This is a genomic window from Allofournierella massiliensis (assembly GCF_004345265.1).
Classification (GTDB): domain Bacteria; phylum Bacillota; class Clostridia; order Oscillospirales; family Ruminococcaceae; genus Allofournierella; species Allofournierella massiliensis.
Window position 1 is genome coordinate 63,752 of sequence record NZ_SLUM01000004.1, and the last position, 18,726, is coordinate 82,477.

Annotated in this window: 17 protein-coding genes, 1 tRNA gene, 2 other RNA genes and 1 other annotated feature; of the genes, 12 read left to right on the forward strand and 8 right to left on the reverse strand. The window is 58.6% G+C overall.

The genetic code is table 11. The features are described 5' to 3' along the window. Nucleotides 1-9: 9 nt before the first annotated feature. The 3 genes from EDD77_RS03170 to EDD77_RS03180 are packed head-to-tail and all read left to right on the forward strand — an operon-like array spanning nt 10 to nt 2,173. Nucleotides 10-873: a MurR/RpiR family transcriptional regulator gene (locus EDD77_RS03170; protein ID WP_058965826.1), complete on the forward strand. Its 864-nt coding sequence runs from the start codon at nt 10-12 to the stop codon at nt 871-873. A gap of 2 nt (nt 874-875) precedes the next feature. After that, nucleotides 876-1,784: an N-acetylmuramic acid 6-phosphate etherase gene (gene murQ / locus EDD77_RS03175; protein ID WP_058965828.1), complete on the forward strand. Its 909-nt coding sequence runs from the start codon at nt 876-878 to the stop codon at nt 1,782-1,784. Nucleotides 1,785-1,789: 5 nt separating this feature from the next. Further along, on the forward strand, nt 1,790-2,173 hold the full coding sequence (locus EDD77_RS03180; protein WP_082669645.1) for a PTS sugar transporter subunit IIA: 384 nt from the start codon (nt 1,790-1,792) through the stop codon (nt 2,171-2,173). A 132-nt stretch (nt 2,174-2,305) separates the two neighbouring features. On the opposite strand, the gene EDD77_RS03185 is transcribed toward EDD77_RS03180, so the two are convergent. Both EDD77_RS03185 and EDD77_RS03190 read right to left on the reverse strand, forming a co-directional pair. Further along, nucleotides 2,306-2,381 (reverse strand) — tRNA-Ala (locus EDD77_RS03185). 392 nt (nt 2,382-2,773) lie between these two features. Beyond that, a complete protein-coding gene (locus EDD77_RS03190) occupies nt 2,774-4,042 on the reverse strand; it encodes an amidohydrolase family protein (RefSeq protein ID WP_058965832.1) in 1,269 nt (422 codons plus the stop codon). A gap of 189 nt (nt 4,043-4,231) precedes the next feature. On the opposite strand from EDD77_RS03190, the gene ffs reads away from it, so the two are divergent. From ffs to ssrA, 6 genes are all read left to right on the forward strand, one after another. After that, nucleotides 4,232-4,330, forward strand: an RNA gene (gene ffs / locus EDD77_RS03195) — signal recognition particle sRNA small type. An 84-nt stretch (nt 4,331-4,414) separates the two neighbouring features. Continuing rightward, nucleotides 4,415-6,250 (forward strand): DNA polymerase III subunit gamma/tau, encoded by a 1,836-nt coding sequence (gene dnaX / locus EDD77_RS03200; protein WP_058965834.1) that lies wholly within the window; start codon nt 4,415-4,417, stop codon nt 6,248-6,250. 18 nt (nt 6,251-6,268) lie between these two features. Beyond that, nucleotides 6,269-6,607 (forward strand): YbaB/EbfC family nucleoid-associated protein, encoded by a 339-nt coding sequence (locus EDD77_RS03205; RefSeq protein ID WP_058965836.1) that lies wholly within the window; start codon nt 6,269-6,271, stop codon nt 6,605-6,607. A gap of 12 nt (nt 6,608-6,619) precedes the next feature. Then, a complete protein-coding gene (recR, locus tag EDD77_RS03210; protein WP_058965839.1) occupies nt 6,620-7,219 on the forward strand; it encodes a recombination mediator RecR in 600 nt (199 codons plus the stop codon). A 78-nt stretch (nt 7,220-7,297) separates the two neighbouring features. Beyond that, nucleotides 7,298-7,765, forward strand: coding sequence for an SsrA-binding protein SmpB (gene smpB, locus EDD77_RS03215; RefSeq protein WP_058965841.1), 468 nt, complete (start codon nt 7,298-7,300; stop codon nt 7,763-7,765). Between the two features lie 57 nt (nt 7,766-7,822). Beyond that, nucleotides 7,823-8,172, forward strand: a transfer-messenger RNA (tmRNA) gene (gene ssrA, locus EDD77_RS03220). A gap of 103 nt (nt 8,173-8,275) precedes the next feature. Here the strand turns inward: ssrA and abc-f are convergent. Together abc-f and EDD77_RS17990 are read right to left on the reverse strand one after the other, a co-directional pair. Continuing rightward, nucleotides 8,276-9,895, reverse strand: coding sequence for a ribosomal protection-like ABC-F family protein (gene abc-f / locus EDD77_RS03225; RefSeq protein ID WP_058965845.1), 1,620 nt, complete (start codon nt 9,893-9,895; stop codon nt 8,276-8,278). A gap of 334 nt (nt 9,896-10,229) precedes the next feature. Next, complete coding sequence (locus EDD77_RS17990; protein ID WP_156417383.1) at nt 10,230-10,463, reverse strand: hypothetical protein; 234 nt, start codon at nt 10,461-10,463, stop codon at nt 10,230-10,232. 163 nt (nt 10,464-10,626) lie between these two features. On the opposite strand from EDD77_RS17990, the gene EDD77_RS03235 reads away from it, so the two are divergent. Then, nucleotides 10,627-11,574 carry a hypothetical protein gene (locus tag EDD77_RS03235; RefSeq protein WP_156417384.1) on the forward strand — a complete coding sequence of 316 codons (948 nt, stop codon included), beginning with the start codon at nt 10,627-10,629 and terminating at the stop codon, nt 11,572-11,574. Between the two features lie 116 nt (nt 11,575-11,690). On the opposite strand, the gene EDD77_RS03240 is transcribed toward EDD77_RS03235, so the two are convergent. The 4 genes from EDD77_RS03240 to EDD77_RS03255 all read right to left on the reverse strand — a co-directional run bounded on the left by EDD77_RS03240 (nt 11,691) and on the right by EDD77_RS03255 (nt 17,297). Continuing rightward, the gene (locus tag EDD77_RS03240) at nt 11,691-12,392 is read right to left on the reverse strand and encodes a DUF6198 family protein (protein WP_058965850.1); all 702 of its coding nucleotides are present in this window, start codon (nt 12,390-12,392) and stop codon (nt 11,691-11,693) included. 176 nt (nt 12,393-12,568) lie between these two features. Continuing rightward, nucleotides 12,569-15,010 carry a phenylalanine--tRNA ligase subunit beta gene (gene pheT, locus EDD77_RS03245; RefSeq protein ID WP_058965852.1) on the reverse strand — a complete coding sequence of 814 codons (2,442 nt, stop codon included), beginning with the start codon at nt 15,008-15,010 and terminating at the stop codon, nt 12,569-12,571. A 12-nt stretch (nt 15,011-15,022) separates the two neighbouring features. Continuing rightward, complete coding sequence (gene pheS, locus EDD77_RS03250; RefSeq protein ID WP_058965854.1) at nt 15,023-16,045, reverse strand: phenylalanine--tRNA ligase subunit alpha; 1,023 nt, start codon at nt 16,043-16,045, stop codon at nt 15,023-15,025. Between the two features lie 49 nt (nt 16,046-16,094). Next, nucleotides 16,095-16,330, reverse strand: a binding site (T-box leader). 52 nt (nt 16,331-16,382) lie between these two features. Next, complete coding sequence (locus tag EDD77_RS03255) at nt 16,383-17,297, reverse strand: LysR family transcriptional regulator (protein ID WP_058965856.1); 915 nt, start codon at nt 17,295-17,297, stop codon at nt 16,383-16,385. A 118-nt stretch (nt 17,298-17,415) separates the two neighbouring features. Between EDD77_RS03255 and EDD77_RS03260 the strand changes: the two genes are divergently transcribed. Then, the gene (locus EDD77_RS03260; RefSeq protein ID WP_058965858.1) at nt 17,416-17,985 is read left to right on the forward strand and encodes a chromate transporter; all 570 of its coding nucleotides are present in this window, start codon (nt 17,416-17,418) and stop codon (nt 17,983-17,985) included. Further along, nucleotides 17,982-18,548, forward strand: a complete 567-nt coding sequence (locus tag EDD77_RS03265; RefSeq protein WP_058965860.1) for a chromate transporter — start codon at nt 17,982-17,984, stop codon at nt 18,546-18,548. Before EDD77_RS03260 ends, EDD77_RS03265 begins: the two co-directional genes overlap by 4 nt. Nucleotides 18,549-18,726 lie beyond the last annotated feature (178 nt).

The following is an 18,726-nucleotide window of genomic DNA, read 5'->3' on the forward strand; positions in this document are numbered from 1 at the left end:
TGATGTTTCATGAAGAATGTGATCGTGCGATTCCGGGAATATGAACCCCATGCAAGCAGTGCAGAGCGGGGGATCGTTCAGCTTGTGCTGAAAGCTCCGGAAAAAATTCTGGAATACAATTCCCACCAGCTTGCTGAGGCGGCTTTTTCCTCGCCGGCCACAGTGGTCAGGCTTTGTAAAAAGATCGGGTTTTCCGGCTACAAGGCCATGCAGCAGGCGCTGATTCGGGATCTTTCCGCAAAACAGAAAAAAGAGGAGCAGATCCAGGCGGACATCCAGCGGGACGACAGTCTGGAGCAGATCATTGCCAAGGTAACCTACAAGAATATCGATTCGCTGGAAACCACAGGGAAGCTGCTGGACGAAGCAACCATCTGCCAGTGCGTGGATCTTCTGGAGGATTGCACCAACATTGCGCTGTTTGGATTGGGCTCCTCGCTGCTGGTGGCGCGGGATGCCTGCCAGAAATTTTTGCGGGTGAACAAAACGTGCCTCGTGGCGGATGACTGGCACATGCAATTGTTGTATGCCAAGAATCTGACCGAGCAGGATGTGGCCATTGCCATCAGCTATTCCGGAATGACCAAGGAGATCCTGGAATGTGCAAACGAAGCCAAACGGAAGGGCGCGCCGCTGATTGCCATCACACGGTTTGCGGATTCCAGCCTGGTTCGTTTGGCGGACTACAATCTTTATGTGGCTGCATCGGAGGTGCTTGTGCGCAGTGGGGCAATGTCCTCCCGAATTTCGCAGCTGAATGTGGTGGACATTCTGTATACCGCTTACATCAACCGCCACTTTGACGAGCATGTGCTGCAGGCCCAGAAAACCTATATGCAAAAGGAAAATGAACGCAAGGAGGGAGATGTGTAGCGATGACTGACGAATGTTTGGCAGCTCTGAGTACCGAAACCCCCAATCCAAGATCAGCGAATATGGATCAGATGGCCGTCCGGGATCTGCTTATGCTGATGAATGACGAAGATCAGAATGCGGTACGCGCTGTGCGGGAAGCCATCCCTGCCATTGAACGGGCAGTGGAGATGGTGGTCGCAGCCATTCAGGCGGGCGGACGACTGATTTATATCGGCGCGGGCACCAGCGGACGTCTTGGTGTGATGGATGCCGTGGAGTGCAGCCCAACCTTCTCCACAACCGATGAAGTGACCGCCGTTATGGCAGGCGGAGAAAGCGCCTTTGTAAAAGCCAGAGAGGGCGCGGAAGATTCGCAGGAGCTGGCGGCGCAGGATCTGGAGCAGGTGAATCTCAAATCCAGCGATGTGGTGTTGTCCATCGCGGCATCAGGCCGCACACCCTACTGCATCGGCGCACTGAAAAAGGCACGCAGCGTGGGTGCGGGCTGCATCAGCCTTGCCTGCAACAGAAACGCGGCCATTTCGCAGTTTGCGGATGTGGCCATTGAAGTGGATGCGGGGCCGGAGGTACTGACCGGCTCCACACGCCTGAAGGCGGGCACCTGCCAGAAACTGATTCTGAACATGATCTCCACCACATCCATGGTGGGTGTGGGCAAAGTGTTTGGAAATTATATGGTGGATATGAAGGCCACAAATGAAAAGCTGAGAAACCGGGCCAGACGAATCGTAATGGCCACCACTCATTGCGAGGAGCAGGACGCGGAGCAGGCGCTGCAGGATGCGGGAAATTCCATTAAAACAGCAATTGTGATGAGAATGACCGGAATGCCGCGCACAGAGGCCGAGGAGACGCTTCAGCGGGAACATGGTTACGTAAGACGCTGTATTCAGCATGAGGAAGGATAACAGGAATGTGTAATTTGATTGTTGTCGGGCACGGAATTTACGGCACATCGGTTCAGCGCAGCTTGAGCATGATTTACGGTGAAACGCCCGGAATGTATTTTATCGACTTTGAACCGGAGGATTCTGCCGATATACTGCGCCAGAAGTTGCAGAATGCCATCGGGCAATGTGGCGGGCAACCGATCCTGTTCTGCTGCGATATGGTGGGCGGCACGCCTTTCAACGAGTGCATCAAGCTATCGGTGGAAAATGCTTCTCAGGAAACCGTGGCAGGGCTGAACCTTTCTGCCTTTGCGGAAATCGCATTCGCGCTGGATCAGCCGCTGGATCAGCTGGCCCAGCAGGCAGAGAATGCCACCAAAGAATATGTGCAGTGGGTTCACCTGTAAAGGCGGATCCTCAGCAGGGCAAAAACGCATCATAGCCCAAAACGAAGCCCCCCGACCATCAGGCCGGGGGGCTTTTCTGTCGGAAGAAAATTAAGCAAAAGAAAACCCCGTTCCCAAAGGAACGAGGTTTTTTGGTGGAGATAAGCGGGATCGAACCGCTGACCTCTTGAATGCCATTCAAGCGCTCTCCCAGCTGAGCTATACCCCCAGATGTTTGCGGCCGTTTTGCGACCGCTTGTTTATTATAGCAGGACTTCCATTGATCGTCAATACCTAATTTGAAAAAATTTTCATTTTTTGCGAAAGCAGAAAGCTGCGCACTCTGTGCACTCCGAGCAGGTACGAAAAGGCAGGCAGCGGGCCAAGGATGGAAAAATCCGGTGCAAGGATTTGATGGACGAAAACGGGGAAAAAGTGTATGATGGTTTCACAGAGTTAGCTTATGCTAACCTCAGAAAGACAGCGCACCGCCTTTGGGGATGCCGCACTGCGGCGGGCGGGGAAGCTGCTGTTTTCCACATAACCCTCCATAACGAAAATGCCAGAGGGCGGCGCCGGTTTTGCTTCCGGCGCCGCCCTCGGCGTTTGCATATCGAAAAATCAGAACAGCCGCTGGCCCTGCACATACTTGGCACAGGGAGCGCCGTCGCCCAGATAGATCATCCGCTCCAGCCGCTCGGGCAGGCTGCACAGCCGGGTAGTGGGCAGGTTGGAATCGTCCATCACGATGGCGTCGAACTCATAGCCGGGCTCGAAGCTGCCCACCTTGCCGAAGAAGGCGCCGCCGCCCTTGGTGGCCAGATACAGCACCTCCGGCATGGTCAGGGCAGGGGTGTTCTGGTCTACCAGCCGCCAGCGCAGCTTGGAGCACTGGATGGCGTCGGTCATGGCCCGGAAGATGGACAGGTGTGCGCCGCCGGCCACGTCGCTGCCCAGGCCTACCTTCTGGCCCTCCAGCAGGTAGCTCTTGATGGGAGCGATACCGGAGGAAACGTTCATGTTGGACTGGGGGCAGTGGGCGATGAATACACCGTTCTCCTTCATGCGGGCACGCTCTTCCGCGCCGCTCCACACGCAGTGGGCCATCACAGTGGGGCACTCGCCGCCGAACAGGCCGAACTGCTCGTAGGCTTCACCGTAGAAGCGGGTGCCGGGGCACAGCTCGCTCACCCACTTGATCTCGGAAAGGTTTTCCGACAGGTGCGACTGCATGGGCACGCCGAACTCCTTCTGCAGCTCGCCCAGACCGGCCATCAGCTCGTCGGTGCAGCTGGGGGTGAAGCGGGGAGTGAGCATGGGCTTGCTCTTGGTAAAAGCGGCGCTGTCCAGCAGCCACTGGCGGGTTTCCGACAGGGATTCCTCGCAGGTTTCCCGCAGAATGTCCGGGCTGTTGCGGTCCATGTTTACCTTGCCCACATAGCAGCACAGGCCGGCCTTTTCCAGCAGCTCCATCAGCTTCAGGGTGGCGGGGCGGTGAATGGTGGCAAAGATGCAGGCACGGGTGGTGGCGCTGTGCAGCAGCTGCCGGGTGAAGATGCCGTAGGCCTTTTCCGCGTATTCCAGATCGGCAAACTTGCTCTCTTCGGGGAAGGCGTTGGCTTCCAGCCACTGCAGCAGCTCCATGTCCATGCCCAGGCCCCGGTAGGCGTACTGGCTGGCGTGCACATGCAGGTCCACCAGACCGGGCAGAATCAGCTTGCCGCTGTGGTCCTCCACCGGCAGATCCTTATACTGTTCGGGCAGCTGGGCGAATACGCCCGCCACCTTCTGATCCACGCATACCAGATAGCTTTCCGGGTAGATGGCCAGCTGGCCGGGAGCAGGGGTGAAGAAGATATTGCCCTTCAGGGCAAATGAGGTCTGGTTCATGAAGTACTCCTTTTATTACATTATAAATGGAAAAAAGCATCATAGAAAATGGCCGCCGAATATTATAACGGAATTCACGCAAAAGGGCAAGGGGAAAATGCAACAGAAAATCTCTTGCATTTATGGTGGTTTTATTATATAATAGCACTGTTCGGACAGAGCCAAAACGGTGCGCTGTTCGGCATACGGATGCGGGCCCTGTGCGATGGGGCCCCATGAACCATGTCAGGCGGGGAACCGAGCAGCATTAAGTGGTCTGCCCTGTGCGCCGCAGGTAGCCTGCATCCGTATGCCAAGCAGCGCAAAGGCAGGCGCATTGGCGCTTGCGGGCCTGTCCGTTTTTTGTACCGGCAGAAAGGAGGGCACGGCAGGATGTATCGGGCGCTTTACCGCAAATGGCGGCCCCGCACCTTCGAGGACGTGGTGGGCCAGCAGGGCATCGTGGCGGCCCTGAAAAACCAGATCGCTACCGGCCGTGTGGGCCATGCCTATCTGTTCACCGGCACCAGGGGCACCGGCAAGACCACCTGCGCCAAGATTTTTGCCAAGGCAGTAAACTGCCAGGACAAAACCAGCCCGGATCCCTGCGGCGTCTGCCAGATCTGCAAGGGCATTGATGATGGCTCCATTCTGGACGTGGTGGAGATCGACGCCGCCTCCAACAACGGCGTGGACAACATCCGCGACCTGCGGGATGAGACCGCCTATACCCCCAGCGCCTGCGCCTATAAGGTATATATCATCGACGAGGTGCACATGCTCTCCATTGCGGCGTTCAATGCGCTGCTGAAAATCATGGAGGAGCCGCCCAGTCATGTGATCTTCATTCTGGCCACCACCGAGATTCACAAGGTGCCGGCCACCATTCTGTCCCGCTGCCAGCGGTATGACTTCGGCCGTATCAAGCCGGAGGACATCGCCGCCCGGGTGAGCTATGTGGCCACCCAGGAGCAGCTGGAGCTGACCGAGGGCGCGGCGGCGCTGATCGCCCGTCTGGCGGACGGCGCACTGCGTGACGCGCTGTCCATTCTGGATACCTGCGCGGGCGTGTCCACCCAGATTGACGAGGAGCTGGTGCGGCGGATGGCCGGTGTGACCGACCGCAGCTACCTGTTCCGGATCAGCGACGCGCTGCACAACAAAAATGCCACCGAGGCGCTGGCCGAGGTGGCTCAGCTGCGCCAGCAGTCGGTGGACATGAAGCGCCTGTGCGAGGAGCTGATCAGCCATTACCGCAACCTGATGCTGGCTGCTCTTCCCGGCGGCAAGGCCCTGCTCAGCGGGGTGGCCCCGGAGGAGGAAGCCCGGTATCTGCAAACTGCCGAGGGCATCCGACAGGGCGAGAGCGTGCGGGCCATCTGCCTGCTGGGCTCCGCGCTGGAAAAGATGGGCCGCGGCACCGACCAGCGCATCGAGCTGGAGCTGGCCCTCTTCGCATTGACCGAAACGCCGCAGGCTGCCCAGCAGCCGGTTCAGACGGCGCCGGTGCAAAATGCTCCGGTTCAGCAGGCCCCGGCCTTTGGGCAGCAGAGCGCAGCCCCCTTTGCGGCTGCTCCCTTCGCTGCCGCCGATCCCGCACCCTTCGCGGTGCGCCAGCAGGCTGAGCTTGCGGCGCAGCCGCAAACCGCCCAAAACAGCGCTCAGCAGAGCGTTCCGGCCCAGAGCCAGGATCTTCCTCCCTGGGAGCTGGAAACGCCCCCTGTGAGCGCACAGGAGGCCCGGGAGATGGCAAAGCCGGCGGAGGCGCCCATCGCGGCGGCCCAGCAGCCGGAGCCTTTGCCCTGGGAGGCGGAGCCCATCCAGCAAAAAGAGGTGCCGCCCCCGGTGCAGCAGCCCCAGCCCAAACGGCAGAGCCTTGCAGCCCCCGCCAAGGGCGAGCCGCCCCAGCCCTTTGAGCCCTGGCCCCAGGTGGTTGCCATTCTGGAAACCCGGGACCGACAGCTCTATTCCCACCTTCACAAGTCCCGCGCCGTGTACGACGGCCGACGGGTGCTGATCGAAGGCGGGCCAACCTTCCGTGACTTCATCCGTGTGAACAAGGAATCCCAGGAGATCTTAAAGCAGATCATCCAGGAGGTGACCGGCGTGCGCTGCGGCATTGGCCCCTATGTGGACAAGTCCAAGGCAAACGGCGTGTCTCACACGGTGGAAGATACTTTAAAAGAACTCGCGGCCCAAGGGGTCGACGTGGTCTACAATGACAAATAAGCTAAGGAGAGAACAACCATGAAAGCAAGACTGCCCCAGGGCTTTGGCAAGCCCGACGTGAACGCCCTGATGCGCCAGGCCCAGAAGATGCAGGAAGAGATGAAGGCCAAGCAGGAGGAGCTGGAGAACACCGAGTACCAGGCTTCCGCTGGCGGCGGCATGGTTCAGATCACCATGACCGGCAAGCACGAGATCACCTCCATCAAGATCAACCCTGAAATCGTGGACAAGGACGACATCGAGATGCTGGAGGATATGGTGGCCGCTGCCGTGAACGAGGCCGTTCGTGTGGTGGACGCTGACTCCGACAAGGCCATGCAGGAGCTGACCGGCAACGCCAACTTCCCCGGCCTGTAAGGAGCGATCAGCATGGGATACAACGCCGCGCCGCTGGAGCGGCTGGTGGAACAGTTTTCCAAATTCCCCGGCATCGGGCGCAAAGGCGCTACCCGCATGGCCTATCAGGTGCTGAGCATGCCCGCCGCCGAGGCGGCGGAGCTGGCCCGGGCCATCGAGGAGGCGCACACCAAGCTGCACCGGTGCAAAATCTGCCAGGATTACACCGAGAACGACCTGTGCAAGGTCTGTTCCTCGCCCAAGCGTGACCATTCGGTGATCTGTGTGGTGGAAAGCCCCCGGGATGTGACAGCCTTCGAGCGCACCCGGGAGTATAATGGATTGTACCATGTGCTGCACGGCCTGATCTCGCCCATGGACGGCATCGGCGCCGATCAGCTTTGCGTGAAGGAGCTGCTGGCCCGCCTGCACGACGGCGAGGTGAAGGAGGTCATCATGGCCACCAACCCCACTGTGGAGGGCGAAGCCACCGCCATGTATCTGGCAAAGCTCATCAAGCCCCTGGGCATCAAGACCACCCGCCTGGCCTACGGCCTGCCGGTGGGTTCCAGCCTGGAATACGCCGACGAGACCACCCTGTATAAGGCACTCAGCGGCCGGGGCGAGCTGTGAGTGGCTTGACAAAGCCGGCCGCAGCGGGTTATACTTTGTAAACAGAAGCTGGGGGCGCACACCGGAGGAGGTGACGAAATGCCCGAGCAGGTGAAAACCAAACAGATCGCCGCCAACCGGCAGGCACGGCACGAGTATTTCGTCATGGAAAGCCTGGAAACGGGCATCGAGCTGGTGGGCACCGAGGTGAAAAGCCTCCGCATGGGCCAGGTGAACATGAAGGACTCCTGGGTGGATGTGGAGAACGGGCAGCTGATCGTGTACGGAATGCACATCAGCCCCTATGAAAAGGGCAATATCTTCAATCGGGACCCGTTGCGGCCCCGGCGGCTGCTGGCTCATAAAAACGAGATCCGCAAGCTGGCGCAGGAGATCAAATTGCAGGGCTATACCCTGATTCCGCTTTCGCTTTATTTCAAGCATGGCAGGGTAAAGCTGGAGCTTGGCCTGTGCAAGGGCAAAAAGCTGTACGACAAGCGGGCCACCGCGGCTCAGCGTGCCGCCCAGCGGGACATTGACCGGGCCATGAAAACACAGCGGCGGTAAGGCCGCAGATTCAAAAAGCGCAGATTCGCTTTCCGGGCGGAATTTCCGCCCTTTTATGGGGATGTAAAGGTTTCGACGGGGAGAGGAAAGCGCGAGCAGCGGGTAGTGGATGGGGGCCACACTTTAAACGCCTCCGAAAAAATAGCTAACAACAATAAATTAGCTGTCGCTGCCTAATTATAGGCGGCTGTCCTGCCTGTCTTAGTACCGAACAGGGCCAGGGCATCGATTAGGTACTGAACGTGAGCAGCCTTAAGCTTTGCGGGCGGCCATGAACTCATGAAGCTACCAATGTGTCGGCCTGTTTGCCGGCCTGGCACAAAGGAAATGTTGTAGACAAACTGCACCCGGAGATACTCTCGTGGACTTCTTTTCGGACGCGGGTTCGATTCCCGCCATCTCCACCATAAAAAGCCCGAATGCAACAGCATTCGGGCTTTTTCCTTTTTCACTCTTCACTTTTCACTTTTCACTTGCCGTTGGTGCCTGTGTGAAAGTTTGTCGCTGCCTTTAAAGCGCCCTTTTCTGCGCAATCAGCCGCGCGAACTCCTTTTCCAGTTCTTCCCTGTTCTCACAGCCTGGAAGCGACAGCCGCGAAATCACCTCGGCCAGCCGCAGCTCCAGCAGGGCCTTGTCGATTTTCTTTTCCGATTTTGTTTCGATCTGTTTTTTCTCCCAGGCGGTAAGGTTACCCTCAAAAGCAAGGAGCTTTCTGCTTTCAATCCGCAGAATCCGGGTGGCGCAGCCATCGGAAAAAGCCCGGTCATGGGAGACAAACAGAACGGTTCCCTCGTAATCCTGCACCATTTTTTGCAGTGCCTCAATGGCGGGCATATCCAGAAAGTTCGTGGGCTCGTCCAGCAAAAGCAGGTTGGCAGGGGAGCCAAACAGCCTGGCAAAGGCCAGCTTGACCCGTTCGCCGCCGCTTAAGACACCCGCCTTTTTGAATATATCCTCCCGGCGGATCAAAAGCCTTGCCAGAATTCCACGCATGGTGCCCTCGCTCTGAACGGAGTTTTCCATCACATTCTCCAAAACCGTTTTGTCCGGGTCCAGAGCATCCAGACTTTGCCTGAAGTACCCGATTTTTGCTTTGGGAACCAGGCGGATTCCCGGCGCACCGGACACAATCAGCTCCATGAGGGTGGTTTTTCCTGCTCCGTTGGGCCCGATCAGAGCGGTTTTGCTCCCTTTTGGCAGGGAGAAGGAGGCGTTTTCAAAAATCGGAACATCTCCATAGCGGAACGTGATGTGGCTGCCGGTGACGATTTCCCGATTGGCGGGCGGATCTGTGAGAGAAAAATCGATTCGAACCGTGGGATTTTCCTGCGGTTTTTCTTTTACTTCCAGCTGTTCCAGACGGGATAAAAGCGTTTTCCGGGCGCTGTCCAGCTTTTCCATTTTTTCTCCCGCCGCCCGTTTGTGGAGCCGGGCTTCGGAATTGCCCATGCGGCTGGGGGCTTTTCGAACGCTTTGGCTGGCCTGATTTCGCTGGCGGGCCGCTTGTTTCAGTCGGGCTTTTTCGCAGCGGTACTGCTGATACTCGAATTCCTGCCGCCGGAAAGCTTCCTCCCGCTGCTTGCGGTAAGCGGTGAAATTACCTGTGTAAAAATGAAGCTGCCCGTCCCTTACCTCAATGATGCGGGTACACAGCCGATCCAGAACGGCCCGATCGTGGCTGATGAGCAACAGGGTGGGGCACTGCTCCAGCATCCGGCAGCAGAGCTCCACCCCCTCCGCATCCAGATTGGCGGTGGGCTCATCCGCGAAGGTTAAGAGGGAATCCCTCTTCATGGCCGCCAGACCCAGACGGGTCATCTCGCCGCCGCTCAAGTGTTCCCGGGAAAGCTTTCCCGAAAGCCCCAGTTCACGACATTTTTGCGGGTCTGCCCGTTCCACCTGTTTTCGAAACTGCCGGAAATAGCTCACCGGTACCTTGCGGATCACGGTTCCCTCGTCCGGAATCAGTTCCCCGGACAGGACGTTCAGAAGCGTGGTTTTGCCTGCACCGTTGGCCCCCACGATGCCGATTCGGTCGCCTTCAGATACATGGAGTTTTTCAAATTCCAGAATTTTCCGTTCCCCAAAATACTGGACGATGTGGCTTGCAGACAACAAAATTTTGGACATAAAAATACCTCCCTGGCCTTGCAGAAGGCGCTGGAGGGCGATTTGGGCGCAAAAAAGCCTGGAAACACGCGATGCCGCATATTTCCAGACCATCCCCGAAACACATGGAAAGGCCCGACAACATCCGCCCGGTTCCAGCACAAACAAAGGGTTCAAGACCCCTTCTGCAGTTCAGAATACTGTTTGTGTGAAATCTTCAGCGAATGCGCATTCCGGCTGTACCTTTCCCTTTCTTTATGATTTGATCTAAGCATAGCACAGTTGCCGGTTTTGGGCAAGCGGTTTAGCGCGGCCCCGGAGGAAAAGCAACTCGGCCAGGCCTATTCCGATTGTTTTATAAGGAGTTGAACAGATCAATGACCTCCTGAGGAAGCGAGCCGTTGTTCAGCAGGACCAGGCCGTCGTGGGCGAGGACCGAAAAATCGCCGAAGCCCCCCAGCGTCACGATACCTTCGGATTCCGCCTTTTTGTATGCGTCGGACTCCGGGTCAAACTGGTACAGCTCGATCTTATAGTCATCGCACTGGTATTTGTATCCGGCTTCGCCGCCGATGTATGTTGCATCCATGGTGACACGCTCGGAATAGGAAATTCCAAGAGCGGCAAGCCCATCTTCAAAACGCTGGAAGGCGCCGGAATCCGGGGTTACGAGTTCCGGCGCGGAGACAGATGCGTCCGCCAAATCCGAGGCGGAAGAGTCGGCCTCGGCAACATAGAAATTATCAAAGTGGATGACACTGGAGGATTCCGGCGAGGAAGTTGCTTCACCGGAGGATGCAGGTGCGGAGGCCGCGGAGGAGGATGCGCTGGAGGATTCCGGGGCAGAAGCCGGTGCACGGGAAGCGGGGGTGCTGGAAGCCGGGGCCGAGCAGGCGGCCAGCATCAGGGCCAGAACCGCGGCCAGAAGGATAGAACGTTTTTTTCATGAAAATCACCTCAATAGAAAAAAACACAGGAACCAACAGGGCGCAGGAGTCAATGCTTTTTTGTCAAAAGTGGGATGGTCCACCCCAACGTTCTTGACCATTCTGCGCACTTTTGGCCGGAAGGAAAACGCAGGAACTGTTTGTGGACTTGCCGGAGTATTCCAGCGGCGTATTGCTATCCATAGTGCACTACAATTGGATGATGATTTCCAGCGCCTTCCAGTAGAACCAGCGGTGGCGGACGGTAGCCTGCGGATTGTAAAAAACCGGGGCGACTTTTATAATAAAAGTGACTGCTGCGAGCAAACAGGCGGCCGGATTTCGGAAGCAGGAGGGAAGAGAATGCGAAAACAAATGAATTTTAAAATGGCGGTTCTTATCCTGGTGGGGATCGTTTTGCTTCTTCAGGTGATGGGGGCTCTGGGCATTGGAGTTCAGAAATCTTCCGCGAATCTGCAAATCGGCTATTGGGAAAAAAGCAGTGCCCAAAGCTGGTCGGCGGATTATATTTTATGGGATGGCTGGCAGCAGCGAACCTTGCACCCAACCACGCAGCCCGCTACGCTTCATGTAACGGTGCAGACCGATGCGGGCAGCTGCGCGCTCCAGATCGAAAGCGCCGATGGAGAAATTCTGTTTGAACAGGAAGACCTCCCAACCTCAGCCTTTGATGTGGAGGTGCCCGGAGATGTGGTGGTGCGCTTCACCGCTGACCGGCACAAAGGCGGCTTTTCCGCGGAGATCTTGGAGTGACCGTGTGGCTCCAGGCACAAGAGTGAATGAATCCGGCAATATTATACCAAAACGCCTGCCCGGCCAATATAATCCGGGCAGGCGTTTTTTATGATGCAGTGGCATGACGAACAGGCTCAGGCGGCCATGCCGGAGAAAAGGGCAATCTTTCGGCCCGCAAGGTGCTGAAACAGGGCGATGACACGTCCCACGCCGATCACCGCCAGCACCGTGCCCAGCCCCACGCCCACCAGATGGCCGGTGAGAAGCAGCCCCAACAGGATGGTGAGGGTGATGTTGCAAAGGTCAAAACAGTTTTTGGTGAAGCCGACGCTCCGGTGCACGCAGTCCGAGAGGGTCTGCACAATGCCGTCGCCCGGGTTGGGCACAATCCGCATGGAAAGCGACATGGCCGCGCCCACGCCGGTGAACAGAATCGCCAGCAGCAGCACCACAAGGCGAAGGGGAAACCGGTCTGACCAGCCCGCCGCCCCGGCGGAAAGATCCGGGAAAAAGGCCCCGAACAGATTCAGAAAACGGGTAAAAACAAGGCTGAGGGGAATCTGCAGAACATCCATCAGCAGCACCAGCCGCTGGTTGGTCTCCGGATGCTGCTTCCATTGAATGGCGTGCAGAATCAGCTGAACCAGCACAAACACGCAGTAGAGGAACATGGTGGTGTCGCCGAAGTTGAGCGTAAAAATCTGGGACACGCTGTAAGAAACCGAGATGATGGGGGAAACACCAAGGCCGGCCTTGGTGTTCAGGGTCAGCCCCAGGGCCAGAATCAGAAGGCCCAGAACATAAAAGAAAATGCGATACAAAACCTGTTTTTTCAAAAATAGGATCTTCTTTCTCTGTGGAATAAAAACCGTTCGCAGCACTTGCAGCCGCCGACCGGTACGGCTGCAACGCATGTTTGAGCGGTTTTGGGGAATGCACAAACAAAAAGCAGCTTCGCACCGAAAACAGTGCGAAGCTGCCGGGTTCAAACCGGTGGAACAAAAGGGAACAATCAGCGCATGTCGATGTTCAGCTTGTGCTTCAGGTTGCCCAGAATCTTGTTCATGAAGCGGTCCACATCCTTGGGGGTGAGGGCCTTGTCGGTGGGAACAAAGAAGATCTTGAAGGCCATGCTCTTCTTGCCCTCGCCAATCTGCTCGCTGCGGTACACGTCGAACAGCTCCACGTCGCCCACCTGCTTGCAGGCAGAACGGATGGCATCCACCAGAGTGCCGCAGGCCATGCCCTCTTCCACCACCAGAGCCAGGTCACGGGTCACGGTGGCAAACTCGGAAATGGGCTGGTAGCGCATGCCCTCGGGCAGCAGAGCGCACAGGGCGTTGTAGTCAATCTCACCCAGGAAGATCTTGTGGTTGGCCTTGCTGTCCTTGGGAAGCTTCAGCTCGCCGGTTACCTGATTGGCCAGCTTGCCGAACACGCCAACCCGTTTGCCACCACACAGGATGTAGGCGGAGATACCGGGGTGCAGGTAGGGCACGTCCTCGGCGCGCTCGTAGTCGAAACGAACGCCGAAGGCCTCGGCCAGAGCTTCCATGGTGCCCTTCACGGTGAAGAAATCCTCCTCGTCGCCGAAGGCTGCGAAGCCCAGGTGGGGGATCTCGTCCGGCAGCTGGGTCACGGGCAGCTCCCTGGGGGCATACACGTTGGACAGCTCAAACAGCCGGCCGGCGTTGTTGCCCTTCTTCAGGTTCTCCACCACGGTGTTCAGCATGGAGGGGGCCAGCAGGGGCCGCATGATGGTCAGGTTGGAGGTGATGGGGTTGAGCAGGCGGATCACCCGGCGCTCGGGGGTGTCCTCGGCCAGATGCAGCGCGTCCAGATCGGCGTCTGCATAGAAGGCCAGAGTGGAGATCTCGTAGTAGCCCTGACCGCACAGGGTGCGCTTGAGCTTGGCGCGGCGCTGCTGGGCGGGATTCAGGCCGCCGTTGGTCACGCTGGAGTCCTGCAGGAAGGTGGGCACGATGTGCTCATAGCCGTATTCACGAATCACTTCCTCGGCCAGATCGGGCTCACCGATCTCAATGTCCTCACGGTAGCGGGGCGCGGTCACGTCCAGCACGTCGCCGTCCTGCTTTACCTCGAACTGCAAATGGCGCAGGATGTCCAGAATGGCCTCGGCGGGTACCTCAATGCCCAGAATCCGGTTGATGCCGCTGATGGTGGCGGTGAACCGCTTGCCCTCGCGGGGAGCGCCGGCGCTCACGTCGAAGGCGCTGGCGGTTACTTCGCCGCAGCCCAGCTCCTGAATCAGGTGCAGGGCGCGGGCCATGCCCAGCTCGCAGGTGTACTCGGAAATGCCCTTCTCGTAGTGGCTGGAAGCATCGGTGCTCTGGCCCAGGCTGCGGGAGGTTTTGCGGATGTTATCCCGCATGAACTTGGCGGACTCGAACAGCAGCTGGGTGGTGTTCTCGGTGATCTCGCTGTTCAGACCGCCCATGATGCCGGCCAGTGCAACGGGCTTTGCGCCATCGCAGATGACCAGATTGCTGTCGTTCAGCTGGAACTCCTTGCCGTCCAGGGTGACGATGGACTCGTCGTTGCGGGCGCGGCGCACGATGATCTGGGTGCTCTCCAGCGTGGACATGTCAAAGGCGTGCATGGGCTGGCCGATTTCCAGCATCACGAAGTTGGTGATGTCCACCACGTTGCTGATGCTGCGCAGGCCGCACAGGGCCAGATAACGGCGCATCCACTGGGGAGACTGGCCGGGGGTGATGTTGCGCACGCCGTGGCCCAGATAACGGGGGCACAGGTCCAGCGCCTCCACGGTGATGTTCAGGCCGGGGTAGGTGTAATCGCTGGTGGTGTAGTCGGTGGCGGGCATCTTCAGGGGCTTGTTCAGCACAGCGGCCACCTCGCGGGCAATGCCCAGCACGGACTGGCAGTCCGCACGGTTGGCGGTGACCGAGATATCGAAGATGTAATCGTCCATGCCCAGCAGGGGCTTCACGTCCGCGCCAACGGGTGCATCCTCAGGCAGCACCAGCAGGCCGAAATAATCGGCGCCGGGGTACAGGTCGTCGTTCAGGCCCAGCTCCACGCCGCTGCACAGCATGCCGAAGCTCTCGTAGCCCCGCAGCTTGCCCTTCTTGATGGTCAGAACGCCTTCCACGGTCTTGTGGTCCTTGCCGGTGGCCAGCACGGTGGCGCCCACCAGAGCGCAGGGGTACTTGCCCCCGGCGCGCACATTGTCGGCGCCGCAGCAGATCTGCAGCAGCTCGCCGGTGCCAGCGTCCACCTTGCACAGGGACAGATGGGTGTCCGGAATCTTCTCGCACTCCACCACATGGCCGACCACCACGCCGGAGATATCCTTGCCCACGGGGATCAGTTCTTCTACCTCAAAACCGCAGCTGAAGAGCTTTTCCTCCAGCTCCTGGGCAGTCACGTCAATGTCTACATATTCCTTCAGCCAGCTGAATGGTACTTTCATGGGTTTGCCTCCTTAGTCCTTGAACTGCTTCAGGAACCGCAGATCGTTCTCATAAAGCAGGCCGATGTTGTTGATGCCGTATTTCAGCATGGCGATACGCTCGATGCCGATGCCGAAGGCCAGGCCGGAGTATTCGTTCGGGTCGATGCCGCAGTTCTCCAGCACCTTGTGGTGCACGATACCGCCGCCCAGAACCTCGATCCAGCCGGTGCCCTTGCACAGCGAGCAGCCCTTGCCGCCGCACTCAAAGCAGCTCACGTCCACCTCCACGCTGGGTTCGGTGAAGGGGAAGTAGCTGGGCCGCAGGCGGGTCTTGACCTCGCTGCCGAAGATCTTCTTCACGAACTCGTCCAGCATGCCCTGCAGATCGCACAGGGTGATCTTCTTGTCCACAACCAGACCTTCCATCTGATGGAACATGGGGGAGTGGGTGGCGTCGCTGTCCGAACGGAACACGCGGCCGGGTACCAGCACCTTGATGGGGGGCTTCTCGGCGTCCATTACGCGGATCTGCCCGGGGCTGGTGTGGGTGCGCAGCACGATGTCCTCGGCCACATAGAAGGTATCCTGCATGTCACGGGCGGGGTGGTTCTTCGCCACGTTCAGCCGGGTGAAGTTGTGGTCGTCGTCCTCGATTTCGGGGCCTTCGTAGATTTCAAAGCCCATACCGGCGAACACGTCCACCATCTGGTCCTTCACGATGGTGATGGGATGCAGCGAGCCCATGGGCCGCTTCACAGCGGGCATGGTGATATCCACCTGCTCGTTCTTGTTGCGGGCCTGCAGTTCCTTCTGGTCCATCTCGGCGCGCACTTCCTGATAACGCTGCTCGGCGTAGGCCTTGAACTGGTTGATTACCTTGCCCATGGCGGGGCGTTCCTCAGCGGAAACCTTGCCCAGCTCCTTCATCAGCCCGGCGATGCTGCCCTTTTTGCCCAGGTAAGCCTGCCAGAATTCGGCCAGCTCTTCCTGAGACTGCACAGCGCCAAGCGAAATCTCCATCTGCTCTTTCAGAGCATTGATCTTTGCTTCCATAATACACCTCATTTTCGATGATAAAAAAGAACAGCCCCGCCCCGCAACACAACGGGACGAAGCTGTAAACTCCGTGGTACCACCCATATTCCGCCGCAAAAAGCGACGGCACTTTCGGCGCCGGTAACGGGGCGAACCGTTCCGCACTACTGAGGCCGCAAAAGGCCCGTTGGCACGAACTGCTCCGGAGGGAATTCGCACCGCTCTGTTCGGAAGGCCTTTCAGCCGGTGAACCTTCTCTCTGTACCCAGGGGTGCGGTGCGCTGTCTCCATCTCAGCATTTTAACTTTATAAAGTATACTCGTTTGGAAAGCTTCTGTCAAGGGGCGGGAAAAGGTCAATACAGCCCATTATAATGTGGGGCGGGGTGCTCCTGCTCGTAGCTTTTGCACAGGGCGATGAAATCCCGGGCGGCAGTGGTGAGAAATTTGTCCTTGTGATACACAATCCAGTACCGGCGGCGCAGGTCCAGTTCCGGCACCTGAAAGGCGGCGATAATCCCCCGCTCCAGCGGGCCGAGCAGCATGTGCCGGGGCAGCACCGCGATGCCCAGCCCGTGCACGGCGGCATTCACAAGCGCGGTGGTGCTGGTGGCTTCCCAGGCCGGCTCCACCGAAAGACCGGCGGCAAGGGCGGCGGCATCAAAGGCCTTGCGGGCGGCGCTGCCCTTTTCCCGCAGCAGGAAATTCTGGCCGCGCAGCTGCTCCAGCGTCACGGTCTGGCCGCTGGCAAAGGGGCGGCCCGGGGCGCACACGGCGATCAGCGTGTCCTCCAGATAGGCCTCAGCCAGCAGCTCCGGGGCGCTTACGCCGCTCTCGATCAGGGCCAGATCCAGCTGGTTGTGCAGAAGCTGTTGCTCCAGCGTGTCGCCCGGGTTCACCCGCACCTGTACCCTTGTCTGAGGGTGAAGGCTGTGGAAGGCGTCCACATAGCAGGGAAGAAACTGGGAGCCGATGGTCACGGTGGCGCCCACCCGCAGCGGGCCGCCGTCCTCGTCGCTTTGCAGGCTTTTTTCCATCCGCTCCACCTGCTGCAGCAGCTGGCCCGCATGCTGATACAGCCGCTGCCCGGCGGGGGTGATGTAAAGCCGGCGGGAATACCGCTCGAACAGCCGCAGACCATAGTGCTCCTCCAGCTCCCGGATGGCCTGGCTCACCGCGGGCTGGGTCATGTACAGGGAATGGGCTGCCCGGGTGATGCTGTTGCCCTGCTGGCAGACCTCCCAGAAAATGCGGATGTGCCGCAGCGTCATGGGGATTTCCTCCTGTTTTTTACTTTTATAAGTGAATAGTTATGATTTCAATAAAATAATATAATTTTACTCATTAAAAAGCAAGTGTTATACTGGTGTGCGGAAGGAGGAGGAAAGAATGCGAGATGGAAAGATGCTGGGCGTTTTGTTTTTCTCGTCGCTGAAGCTGAGCGCATTCACCTTTGGCGGGGGATATGTGATCATTCCCCTGATGCGCAAGACCTTTGTGGAAAAATATCACTGGCTGAGCGAGAACGAGATGATGGATCTGACGGCGATTGCCCAGTCGGCCCCGGGGGCCATTGCGGTAAACGCGGCGATTCTGGTGGGCTACCGGATTGCCGGTGTGGTGGGCGCGCTGATCACGGTGCTGGGCACGGTGCTGCCGCCCATGGTGATTCTGTCGGTGATTTCCCTGTTTTACGAGGCGTTCCGTTCCAATTTGGCGGTGAGCATGGTGATGCAGGGCATGGCGGCGGGTGTCGTCGCGGTGATTTTTGATGTGGTGCTGGTGATGGCGCAGACCCTGTGGCAGCAGCGCCGGGCCATCTGGATGGTGCTGCTGGCGGTGTGCTTTGTGGCGTCCATGCTGGGCGTGGGCGCGGCCCCGCTGGTGCTGGCCTGTGGCTGCATCGGCATGGTGGATACCCTGCGGCTCCGCAAAGAGAGGGGGAAGGAGAGCAAATGATCTACTGGCAGCTGTTTGTGAGCTTTTTCCAGATTGGTCTGTTCAGCTTTGGCGGCGGCTACGCGGCCATGCCGCTGATCCGTCAGCAGGTGGTGGAGCTGCACTCCTGGCTTACCCCCACCCAGTTTACCGACATTGTGACCATTTCCCAGATGACGCCAGGGCCCATCGCGGTCAACTCGGCCAGCTTTGTGGGCATGCAGATCGCCGGGATTCCGGGCTCGGTGGTGGCCACTCTGGGCTGCGTGGCGCCGGCCTGTGTGATCGTTACGGTGCTGGCCTGGCTGTATTACCGGTACCGCTCCCTCAAGCTCATGCAGGGGGCGCTGGCAGGGCTGCGTCCCGCGGTGGTGGCCATGATCGCCAGCGCCGGTGTGAGCCTGCTGGTGCAGGCGGTGCTGCCCGGCGGGCTGGAGCAGAATGTGGACTGGGTTGCGACCATTTTGTTTGCGGCGGCCTTTGCGGTGATGCGGTGGAAAAAGCCGAACCCCATTGTGGTGATGGTAAGCTGCGGAGCCGCAGGGCTGGTGTGCTACTCTCTGCTGGGGATGTTTGCCGGCTGAGCGCGGCGATTGGTTTGTAAATAGAAGAGGGGCGGTCTGACTGGTCGGGCCGCCCTTTCTTTATATTACATTATATAGGGACAAATCCGGCAGGGGAAAAGAGCCGGAGGAAGAGGAAAAAGAGCGAAACGGAAGAGGAGGGCGCGCTTCGGCAAAATGCGCCGGTGGGCAGGGCGTA

Coding starts and splice junctions, on each gene's coding strand:
- EDD77_RS03170 (WP_058965826.1), top strand. CDS start 10: ATGAAGAATGTGATCGTGCGATTCCGGGAATATGAACCCCATGCAAGC.
- murQ (WP_058965828.1), top strand. CDS start 876: ATGACTGACGAATGTTTGGCAGCTCTGAGTACCGAAACCCCCAATCCA.
- EDD77_RS03180 (WP_082669645.1), top strand. CDS start 1,790: ATGTGTAATTTGATTGTTGTCGGGCACGGAATTTACGGCACATCGGTT.
- EDD77_RS03190 (WP_058965832.1), bottom strand. CDS start 4,042: ATGAACCAGACCTCATTTGCCCTGAAGGGCAATATCTTCTTCACCCCT.
- dnaX (WP_058965834.1), top strand. CDS start 4,415: ATGTATCGGGCGCTTTACCGCAAATGGCGGCCCCGCACCTTCGAGGAC.
- EDD77_RS03205 (WP_058965836.1), top strand. CDS start 6,269: ATGAAAGCAAGACTGCCCCAGGGCTTTGGCAAGCCCGACGTGAACGCC.
- recR (WP_058965839.1), top strand. CDS start 6,620: ATGGGATACAACGCCGCGCCGCTGGAGCGGCTGGTGGAACAGTTTTCC.
- smpB (WP_058965841.1), top strand. CDS start 7,298: ATGCCCGAGCAGGTGAAAACCAAACAGATCGCCGCCAACCGGCAGGCA.
- abc-f (WP_058965845.1), bottom strand. CDS start 9,895: ATGTCCAAAATTTTGTTGTCTGCAAGCCACATCGTCCAGTATTTTGGG.
- EDD77_RS17990 (WP_156417383.1), bottom strand. CDS start 10,463: ATGGATGCAACATACATCGGCGGCGAAGCCGGATACAAATACCAGTGC.
- EDD77_RS03235 (WP_156417384.1), top strand. CDS start 10,627: ATGACACTGGAGGATTCCGGCGAGGAAGTTGCTTCACCGGAGGATGCA.
- pheT (WP_058965852.1), bottom strand. CDS start 15,010: ATGAAAGTACCATTCAGCTGGCTGAAGGAATATGTAGACATTGACGTG.
- pheS (WP_058965854.1), bottom strand. CDS start 16,045: ATGGAAGCAAAGATCAATGCTCTGAAAGAGCAGATGGAGATTTCGCTT.
- EDD77_RS03255 (WP_058965856.1), bottom strand. CDS start 17,297: ATGACGCTGCGGCACATCCGCATTTTCTGGGAGGTCTGCCAGCAGGGC.
- EDD77_RS03260 (WP_058965858.1), top strand. CDS start 17,416: ATGCGAGATGGAAAGATGCTGGGCGTTTTGTTTTTCTCGTCGCTGAAG.
- EDD77_RS03265 (WP_058965860.1), top strand. CDS start 17,982: ATGATCTACTGGCAGCTGTTTGTGAGCTTTTTCCAGATTGGTCTGTTC.